Below are 9,660 nucleotides of genomic sequence, written 5' to 3'. Positions count from 1 at the left end.
GCCGCTGGCCAGCGCCTGGCCGGCGAGGAAACGGCTGCGGCCGCCCCTGCGCCACGGACAGGGGCCAACGCGCCCGCCAAGGCACCGGCGCAGAACTTCGACAAACTGCTGTCGCTGGCCAGCGAATCGCGCATCAATGCGCACCAGATGCACCCGTTCATCGGCGCCCTGCAGCGCTTCAAGCGCAACCAGAGCAGCCTGTTTTCCGCCATCGAGCAGCTGCACGAAGCCATTGCCCGCTCGGGAGACGCGGGCCTGATGGAAAAATCCCTGCTGGCGCTGCAAAAGACGCAGCCGCTGAAACAGTTCATGCTTGAGCACATCGCCGACACCGAAACCTATGAGCGGCGTTTGCTGGCCGTCTCGCAAGGCATGGTCGATGAAGTGCTGGCCCTGCGCATGCGCCCTTTCCGCGACGGCATCCACGCCTTCCCGCGCATGGTGCGCGACCTGGCGCGCAGCCTGGGCAAGGAAGTGCAGCTGGAAATCGACGGCGAAGACACGCTGGTCGACCGCGACATCCTGGCGAAGATCGAAAGCCCGCTGAACCACATGCTGCGCAATGCCATCGACCATGGCATGGAAGGGCCGTACGAACGCATCGATGCGGGCAAGGAAGCGCTGGGCACGATACGCATGGAGGCGCGCCACCGCGCCGGCATGCTGAGCATCGAGATCAGCGACGACGGGCGCGGCGTCGACCTGGAAAAAATCCGCCAGTCCGTCATCGAACGCAAGATGGCCAGTCCGGCCATGGCGGCCGCGCTGTCGCCGGGCGAACTGCTGGAATTTTTGTTCCTGCCCGCCTTCAGCCTGAAGGAAAAAGCGAATCAACTGTCCGGGCGCGGCGTGGGTCTCGACATCGTGCACGAAACGATACGCCAGCAAAACGGCACCGTGCGCCTGGAGTCGGAGCCGGGACGGGGCTTCCGCGCCCTCATCACCCTGCCGCTGACGCAGTCGATCGTGCGCGCGCTGGTGATCGATATCCAGGGCGAAGCGTATGCCATCCCCATCGTCAAGGTGGAAAGCGTGGTGCGCGTGCCGCAATCGGCCATCCACACGCTGGAAAACAAGCAGTTCTTTGAACTCAAGGGAGAGAACCTGGGCCTCGTCTCGGCGGCGCAGGTGCTGGAACTGGGCGAGAGCGCCAGCAACGCCGACGACTTGCCGGTGGTGGTGATCGGGCGCGGCAAGCAAAGCTACGCGCTGGTGGTGGACGCCATCCGCGGCGAGCAAAGCCTGGCGGTGCAGGCCATCGATCCGATCTTCGGCAAGATGCGCGACATTTCCGCCGCCGCCCTGCTGGACAACGGCGAACCGGTGCTGATCCTCGACGTGCCCGATTTGCTGCTGTCGATCGACAAGCTGCTGCACGAGGGCGGCCTGCACCAGCTGGCGCAGGCGGGCCATGCGCAGCAGCGCCGCGCCAAGCGCATCCTAGTGGTCGACGATTCGCTGACGGTGCGCGAAATGGAGCGCAAGCTGCTGCTCGCGCGCGGCTTCGACGTCGACGTGGCCATCGACGGCATCGACGGCTGGAACGTGGTGCGCAGCGGTGAATATGATCTGGTGATCACCGACGTGGACATGCCGCGCATGGACGGCATCGAACTGGTGTCGCTGATCAAAAAGGATCTGCACCTGCACAAGCTGCCGGTGATGATCGTCTCGTACAAGGATCGCCCGGAGGACCGCGCGCGCGGCCTGTCCGCCGGGGCCGACTATTATCTGACCAAGGGCAGCTTCCACGACGAGACCCTGCTCGACGCGGTGGCCGACCTGATAGGAGATGCGCGCTTATGAGTTGCAATTCATGAAAATTGCCATTGTTAATGATGTCGCGATGGCCGCCGAGGCCTTGCGCCGCGTGGTGGCCAGCACGCAGGAACACCAGGTGCTGTGGATCGCCCGCACGGGACTCGAAGCGGTGCGCATGTGCCTGGACAACCGCCCCGACCTGATCCTGATGGACTTGAACATGCCGGAGATGGACGGCGTCGAGGCGACGCGCCAGATCATGGAACAAAGCCCGTGCGCCATCCTGGTGGTCACGGGGCGCCCGCAGGACAATGTCAACCAGGTCTTCCGCGCCCTGGGCGCCGGCGCGCTTGACGTCACCGCCACGCCCGTCTTGCAGGGCCAGGTAGGCGGCGACAGCGAACTGCTGGCGAAGATCAAAACGATCGGCAAGCTGATACGCCACAGCGCCGAGCCACCGCCGCCGCGCCAGGCTCCTGCCAATGGCGGCGAACGGGGCGACGGCCAGGTCACCACGCTGGTGGCCATCGGCGCCTCGACGGGCGGGCCATCGGCCGTGGCCAAGGTCTTGTCGGGCTGGAGCGCCCCCCCCGGCTGCGCCATCGTCGTGGTCCAGCATATCGATGAAACCTTCGCCTCGCACTTCGCCAAATGGCTCGATGACCAGCTGGACATGCCCGTGCGCGTGATCGGCCAGGGGGACGAACTGGTGGCTGGCACGGTGCTGGTCGCCAAGACCAATGATCACTTGCTTCTAGATCAAAATTATCGTTTGGGTTACGATGCAGCACCACGCGAATATGTGTACCGCCCTTCCGTCGATGTCTTTTTCCATTGCGTGGCCCAGCACTGGCGCGGCGACGCCGTCGGTATATTACTCACAGGCATGGGCCGCGATGGCGGCGATGGCTTGCTGGCCCTGCGCCGCGCCGGCAAGACGACGATAGCGCAGGACCAGGCCAGCAGTGCCGTGTACGGCATGCCGCGCGCGGCGGCCGAACTCGATGCGGCGCAGCAAATCTTACCTTTGGATAAGATTGGCGCCAGCCTGCGCAGCCGCCTGGGCGCCAAACTCAACAATGGGTGGGAGCCCTCCCCCAACATCTGAAAAGAATGCAATGCCAGAATTTTCCTCCAGTTTCATCCAGCACGAGCCTGCGCTGACCGAATTCAAGGTCAGCGTCCTGCTGGTGGACGACCAGTTGATCATTGCTGAGGCAATCCGGCGCATGCTGAGCGACCAGCAGGATATCGAATTCCATTACATTACCGATGCCAACCAGGCGCTGGACACGGCGCTGCGGCTGCAACCGACCGTCATCCTACAAGACCTGGTGCTGCCAGGCATCGATGGCTTCGCCTTGATCAAGCTGTACCGCGAACACGAGGCGCTGGCGCATGTGCCCGTGATCGTGCTGTCGGCCAAGGATGACCCGAAACTCAAGGCGCACAGCTTTTCCGTGGGGGCCAACGATTACGTGGTAAAACTGCCGGACCGCCTGGAGCTGCTGGCGCGCATACGCTACCACTCGGCGGCGCACATCAGCCGTCTGCAACGCGACCAGGCATTCCGCTTCCTGCGCGAAAGCCAGAAGAATCTGGCTGACGCCAATATCGAGTTGCAGAAACTGGCCGCCCTCGACGGCTTGACAGGCATCGCCAACCGCCGCCGCTTCGATGAAACCCTGCAGTTCGAATGGCAGCGGGGCCAGCGCGACAAGGCGCCACTGAGCCTGCTGTTCTGCGACATCGACCATTTTAAAAGTTATAACGACCACTTTGGCCACCTGGCGGGCGACCTTGGCCTGAAAAAAGTCGCTGCCGTGCTGACCGAACATTTGAAACGCCCGGCCGACCTGGCCGCCCGCTACGGCGGCGAAGAGTTCGCCCTGATCCTGCCGGAAACGGAAGCGGCAGGCGCGCGGATGATCGCCGAGGCATGCCGGCGCCACCTGGAAGGCTTGCAGATCGAAAACCCGGCGGCGACCGCCGGCATCGTCACCATCTCGATCGGCGTGGCCACCGTGGTGCCCTCACCCGAGTCGACCATCGAGCAACTGATCAACCGCGCCGACCAGGCCTTGTACGCGGCCAAGCGCGGCGGACGCAACAGCGTGCTGAGCGCCGATGACGTCGAAGACTGATTTTTAACCGCAAGGAAAGTGAAGCATGAGCACACAACTGGACAATGTCAGCGTCGTCAAGAAATCGAATATCTACTTTGACGGCAAATGCATTTCGCACAATGTCATCCTGGCCGATGGCACGAAAAAAAGCGTGGGCGTGATTTTCCCGTCATCGTTGCGTTTCAACACGGGCGCGCCGGAAATCATGGAAGTCGTCGGCGGCCTGTGCAAGGTGCGTCTGGCGGACGCGACGGAATGGAACAGCTATGGCCCTGGCCAGGAATTCAAGATTGCGGGCAATAGCCATTTTGACATTGAAACCGTCGAGACACTGGATTATGTCTGCCACTTTGGCTAATCCGCGCAGGAAAAACGGCCATGGCCGCGTTGCCATGCCCTTCACATTTTCTCAGGCGCGGCTTGACTGTTAGTTGACTGTTAGATAAACACAGGCTCGGGCGACAGGCGCACGCCGTATTTCGCCGCTACATCATCCTGTATCGCTTGCGCCAGCCGGGTAATGTCCGCGCCACGAGCGCCGCCATTATTCACCAGAACCAGCGCCTGCTTGGGATACACTCCCGCGGGCCCCAGGTTTTTCCCCTTCCAGCCACATTGATCGATCAGCCAGCCGGCCGCCAGCTTTTCCGTGCCATCGGGCTGCGCATGGTGCACCAAGGTGGGAAAGCGTTCCAGCAAGGCCAGACACTGTTCGCGCGACACCACGGGATTCTTGAAGAAGCTGCCCGCATTGCCGATCACGGCCGGATCCGGCAATTTGCGCCGGCGGATCGCCATCACCGTCTCGGCCACCTGTTGTGCTGTCGGCTCGGCAATATTGCGCTCTGCCACGGCTTGCGCCAGCTCCGCGTAGCGCAAGTTCGGCTGCCACTCGGCCGGCAACGCGAACGTCACTTCCAGCACGATCAGCTCACGCCCGTCTTCCTGCTTGAAGATGCTGTCGCGGTAAGCGAAGCGGCAAGCGTCGCGATCCATGTCGAAAACAATGCCGCTGGCGCTGTGCATCACGCTCACGCTGTGCAGATAATCCTTGATTTCAACGCCGTACGCGCCAATATTCTGAATAGGCGCCGCGCCCACCGTGCCGGGAATCAGCGACAGGTTTTCCAGACCGCCCACGCCCTGCGCCAGGGTCCATTGCACGAAATCATGCCAGTTTTCACCGGCCGCGGCCGTCACGAGGATGGTCTCGAAATCGGCTTGCGCAAGGCGCATGCCGCGCGTGGCCATGTGCAGGACGACGCCGGGAAAGTCGTTTGTCAGCACGATGTTGCTGCCGCCGCCCAGTATCAGTCGCGGCATGGCGGACAAGGCGGGATCTTGCAGTGCCGCCTGCAGTTCGGCCTGGGAAGTGATGGAAACGTAAGCGGCCGCGTGGGCCGCGATGCCGAAGGTATTCAGGCGCTGGAGGTTGTAATTGTGTTCGATGGTGAGCTCTGGAGACATGGGATAGCGATTATTTTGCTCGATTATAGAGTGAAACCGACAAAAAACCAGCGCAAGACAAGGGCAGGCCGTCCGTTGTCCGTTAAAATGTCGCATCTTTAACGGGGCTGTGCCATTTTGCAAAGAATGCGCGCGCCCGGCGCGCCACGAGCGCGTTCGCTCTAATACGAAAGGAACAGACCATGCCGTCATTTGATGTAGTCTCCGAAGCCGATATGATCGAAGTCAAGAATGCCGTCGAGCAATCCAACAAGGAAATCACGACCCGCTTCGACTTCAAGGGCAGCGACGCCCGCGTCGAACACAAGGAAAACGAGCTGACCGCATTTGCGGATTCGGAGTTCCAGCTCAGCCAGGTGCGCGACGTGCTGACCAACAAATTGACCAAACGCAAGGTCGATGTCCGTTTCCTCGACGAAGGTGACATCAAGAAGATCGGCGGCGACAAGGTCAAGCAGATCATCAAGATCAAGAATGGCATCGAGTCCGATGACGCAAAGAAAATCGTGCGCGTCATCAAGGACAGCAAGATGAAAGTGCAAGCGAGCATCCAGGGTGAAGCCGTGCGCGTCACGGGCGCCAAGCGCGACGACTTGCAGGCGGCCATGGCCATGCTGCGCAAGGACGTGCCCGACATGCCGCTGGAATTTAACAATTTCCGCGATTAAACGCCGCCCGGACTGCGTTTGTCGACCCTGGCCGGCAAGCAACGAACGGCGCAATGCCTCGGTGAGCCACCCCGCTTGGGGTAGAATTGGGGCTGTGCACAGCTACATGCGCGCGCCCGCACGCCTTCAAGGCAGCGGGCCTGAACGTACATCTGGCTCAGTGATAACCACGGTAGTCTAAGGATAGCAATGAAACGTGTTGATGATTTCCGCCTGCGATTTGGCAAAAAAGAATATGTGCCCATCATGATAGGCGGAATGGGTGTGGATATTTCCACGTCGGAGCTGGCCCTGGAAGCGGCCCGGCTGAACGGTATCGGGCATATTTCCGATGCCATGGTGGAAGACGTGTCGGATCGCCGTTTCGACACCACTTTCGTCAAAGACAAGACGAAACTGTACAAATTCAACATCAACAACAGCGACAAGGCTGTGGTGCAGTTCGACCTGGGACGCCTGGCGGAAGCGCAACGCCTGCATATTGGCCGTACCATGGAAGCCAAGAAAGGCGATGGCTTGATCTTCGTCAATTGCATGGAAAAGCTGACCATGAACGGCCCGCGCGAAACCTTGCGCGTGCGCCTGAACGCGGCACTGGACGCGGGCATCGACGGCATCACCCTGTCGGCTGGCTTGCACTTCGGCTCGTTTGCCCTGATGGCCGACCATCCGCGTTTCCGCGATGCCAAGCTGGGCATCATTGTCTCGTCCGTGCGCGCCCTGCAGATTTTCCTGCGCAAGAACGCCAAGCTGGACCGTTTGCCCGACTTCATCATTGTCGAGGGTCCCTTGGCCGGCGGCCACCTGGGCTTCGGCATGGACTGGGCCAATTACGACTTGCACACGATCACGGCTGAACTGCTGGCCTACCTGAAGGCGGAACAGCTGGACATCCCGCTGATCGCCGCCGGCGGCATTTTCACGGGCAGCGATGCCGTTTCCTTCCTGGAAGCGGGCGCGGCCGGCGTGCAAGTGGCGACACGCTTCACCGTCACGAATGAATGCGGCCTGCCAAACAAGGTCAAGCAGGAATACTACAAGGCATCGGAAGAAGACATCATCGTCAATGGCGTCTCGCCGACGGGCTACCCGATGCGCATGCTGAAAAACACGCCCGCCATCGGCGCCGGCATCCGTCCAGGCTGCGAATCGTATGGCTACCTGCTCGACGCGACGGGCAACTGCGCCTACATCAACTCCTACAACCGCGAAGTCGCTGCCCATCCGGAGCAAAAAACCGTGGTCGTGATGGACAAGACTTGCCTGTGTACCCACATGCGCAATTTCAACTGCTGGACCTGCGGCCATTACACGTACCGCCTGAAGGACACCACGCACAAGCTGGACAACGGCGAATACCAGATCCTGACAGCCGAACACGTCTTCAAGGACTACCAGTTCAGCGTCGACAACCAGATCGCCCTGCCGGAAAAAGAAATCCAGGTAGCGGGCTGAATCTGCCCAGCCTGAAATAAAAATGGCGCAGCCTGCAAAGGTTGCGCCATTTTTTTTATGCCGGGAGCATTTCCCGCAAGATCCGTTCGATCACGTCAAAGCGCGGCCGCCGCAGTACCTCTTCCTGCAGGCAAGTGTCCATCAGCGCCTGCAGGGCAGGCAAAGGCATGTCGGCATGGGCAATCAACTCGCCCAGCAGCACGCCAAAGGCGCGTGCCTCGATGCCTTGCAATGCGGCCGCTTGCGGCGAAGCGGACTGGAACATGGATGCCGCGCCAAAGTCGCCCAACAGGCAGTCACCCGCGTGCGCATGCAGGATATTGTGCGCATACAGGTCGCCATGCACGATGCCGCGCGCATGCAGCTGGCGCACGGCCGAGGCAATGCCATGGGCAAGCGCCAGCGCTTGCGACGCACTGAACTGCAAACCATCGGCATACACATCGCGCGTGCACGAATCCAGGCTGGGGGGCCCTGCCAGGTTGCGGAAGGCACTATCGATGAGTGGCATGACCAGACCCATCGCCTGTTGCGGATGCCCGTCCAGGATGCCGAGGATGGGAATCAGCCCCGCGTGTCCGCCGGCGCTGACACAGGCGGCCATCTCGCTGCGCGGCAAGCCATCGCTGGTCATCGCGCCCTTGAATATCTTTACTGCGACATCATCCCGGCCATCGAGGCGGGCACGATAGATGACGCCCGATGCGCCCTCGCCCAGCTGCTGCGCCAGTTGCAGGCGCGGCCAGGCCACGCCTGCCATATCCGCATTGTCCAGCGCCGCCAGTTCCTGTGCCTCCGTGCACGGATTGCCCGCAAATGCAAGCCAGCTCAGGCTCGGCAGAGACAGCAGACAAGCGGGCAGCGCCGTGAAGCGGTTGGCGGCGATGCGTACCAGTTCCAGTTGCTGGCAATGGGCAAGAGAAACAGGCAAGTCACTCAGGCAATTGCCTGCCAACATGAGTTTCTGTAGTTGCCCGCAGTTGCCCAGCGCATGCGGCATGGCCTCGATGCAGTTATCGGTCAGGGTCAGCCAGCGTAGCCTCGGTGGCAAGGCGGCAGCCGGCACGTGGCGGATACGGTTCGCCTTGAAGCCGATCATGCTCAGCGCCAGGCAGGAGCCGAGCACGGCCGGCAAGGTGGTAAACAGGTTGTCCGAGCAGAAAATGATGCGCAGCTTGTGCAGGCGCGGCAAGTCAGCGGGCAGCGTGGATAGCGCATTGCCGGACAGGTCGAGAATTTCCAGGCTGTCAGCCAGGTCGAAAATCTCCGTCGGGAACTCGGTCAGGCCACACGACAGCTTCAAACGGCGCAGGCCGGCCAGTTGGCCAGCCCGTAATTGTTCCAGCGTATGCAAAGCAGACAAGATATCCCTTTCAAAAATCCGGCAATCGCCAGCATGGATAAAACCATTGGAATTGAAGCCAACAGCAAAATGAACAGCGGGGCCAGCCCCTAAGAGTCTTGATCGGCTGGCGTGGTTGTCGGATTACGCGCGGCCTTGCCGCGCTAATCCGACCTACCCGACCCGGCCAGCGGTAAATCGACGTAGGTCGGCTTAGCGCGCAGCGCGTAAGCCGACAAACACCACAGACATAACCCACAAACCACCAGACGAAAAAAAACCCGCCAATTGCTTGACGGGTTTTTCTCTTACTGCGAATAACAAGCCTGACGATAACCTACTTTCACACTGGTTGCAGCACTATCATCGGCGCAAAGTTGTTTCACGGTCCTGTTCGGGATGGGAAGGGGTGGGACCAACTTGCTATGGTCATCAGGCATAACTTGTACTGACACTTGTCTCCTGTAGGACGACAAGGCCATGAATCTGGAAGAAGCAAAGATTGGGGTAATGACTGGTTGTATCAACAAACTCACAACGTTGTACCGTCTTATCCTCTGTACCTGCTAAGGCTATAGGGACAAGCCGTACGGGCAATTAGTACTGGTTAGCTTAATGCATTACTGCACTTCCACACCCAGCCTATCAACGTCCTGGTCTCGAACGACCCTTCAAAGAGCTCAAGGCTCTGGGAAATCTCATCTCAAGGCAAGTTTCCCGCTTAGATGCTTTCAGCGGTTATCTCTTCCGAACTTAGCTACCCGGCAATGCCACTGGCGTGACAACCGGTACACCAGAGGTTCGTCCACTCCGGTCCTCTCGTACTAGGAGCAGCCCCCTT

General features: G+C 60.6%; 8 protein-coding genes and 2 rRNA genes. 6 read left to right on the top strand and 4 right to left on the bottom strand.

Annotated elements, in window-relative coordinates; genetic code table 11:
• The 4 genes from JaAD80_RS22665 to JaAD80_RS22650 form a co-directional block, all read left to right on the top strand.
• Window positions 1-1,806 (top strand): hybrid sensor histidine kinase/response regulator (locus JaAD80_RS22665; protein WP_102297705.1); only part of this gene is annotated, 1,806 nt, incomplete at its 5' end.
• Between the two features lie 10 nt (window positions 1,807-1,816).
• Window positions 1,817-2,869 carry a chemotaxis-specific protein-glutamate methyltransferase CheB gene (gene cheB, locus JaAD80_RS22660; protein WP_102297708.1) on the top strand — a complete coding sequence of 351 codons (1,053 nt, stop codon included), beginning with the start codon at window positions 1,817-1,819 and terminating at the stop codon, window positions 2,867-2,869.
• 10 nt (window positions 2,870-2,879) lie between these two features.
• On the top strand, window positions 2,880-3,905 hold the full coding sequence (locus tag JaAD80_RS22655; protein WP_102297702.1) for a diguanylate cyclase: 1,026 nt from the start codon (window positions 2,880-2,882) through the stop codon (window positions 3,903-3,905).
• Window positions 3,906-3,930: 25 nt separating this feature from the next.
• Complete coding sequence (locus JaAD80_RS22650) at window positions 3,931-4,245, top strand: pyrimidine/purine nucleoside phosphorylase (RefSeq protein ID WP_102297699.1); 315 nt, start codon at window positions 3,931-3,933, stop codon at window positions 4,243-4,245.
• A gap of 80 nt (window positions 4,246-4,325) precedes the next feature.
• Here JaAD80_RS22650 and murB read toward each other — a convergent pair whose 3' ends face one another.
• The gene (gene murB / locus JaAD80_RS22645; RefSeq protein WP_102297696.1) at window positions 4,326-5,354 is read right to left on the bottom strand and encodes a UDP-N-acetylmuramate dehydrogenase; all 1,029 of its coding nucleotides are present in this window, start codon (window positions 5,352-5,354) and stop codon (window positions 4,326-4,328) included.
• Window positions 5,355-5,536: 182 nt separating this feature from the next.
• Between murB and JaAD80_RS22640 the strand changes: the two genes are divergently transcribed.
• A complete protein-coding gene (locus tag JaAD80_RS22640; RefSeq protein ID WP_034759416.1) occupies window positions 5,537-6,022 on the top strand; it encodes a YajQ family cyclic di-GMP-binding protein in 486 nt (161 codons plus the stop codon).
• 189 nt (window positions 6,023-6,211) lie between these two features.
• Entirely contained in the window at window positions 6,212-7,477 is a 1,266-nt protein-coding gene (locus JaAD80_RS22635; RefSeq protein WP_102297694.1) for a nitronate monooxygenase, read from the top strand.
• 55 nt (window positions 7,478-7,532) lie between these two features.
• Here the strand turns inward: JaAD80_RS22635 and JaAD80_RS22630 are convergent, their stop codons facing one another.
• The 3 genes from JaAD80_RS22630 to JaAD80_RS22620 form a co-directional block, all read right to left on the bottom strand.
• Window positions 7,533-8,831 carry a leucine-rich repeat-containing protein kinase family protein gene (locus JaAD80_RS22630; protein ID WP_102297692.1) on the bottom strand — a complete coding sequence of 433 codons (1,299 nt, stop codon included), beginning with the start codon at window positions 8,829-8,831 and terminating at the stop codon, window positions 7,533-7,535.
• 312 nt (window positions 8,832-9,143) lie between these two features.
• A 5S ribosomal RNA gene (rrf, locus tag JaAD80_RS22625) occupies window positions 9,144-9,256 on the bottom strand.
• 139 nt (window positions 9,257-9,395) lie between these two features.
• Window positions 9,396-9,660 (bottom strand): 23S ribosomal RNA (locus tag JaAD80_RS22620); the annotation flags it as partial.

The organism is Janthinobacterium sp. AD80 (genome assembly GCF_002878455.1).
GTDB lineage: Bacteria > Pseudomonadota > Gammaproteobacteria > Burkholderiales > Burkholderiaceae_D > Janthinobacterium.
The sequence above is the reverse complement of the archived record's forward strand: the minus strand, read 5'-3'. Positions and strand labels throughout refer to the sequence as shown.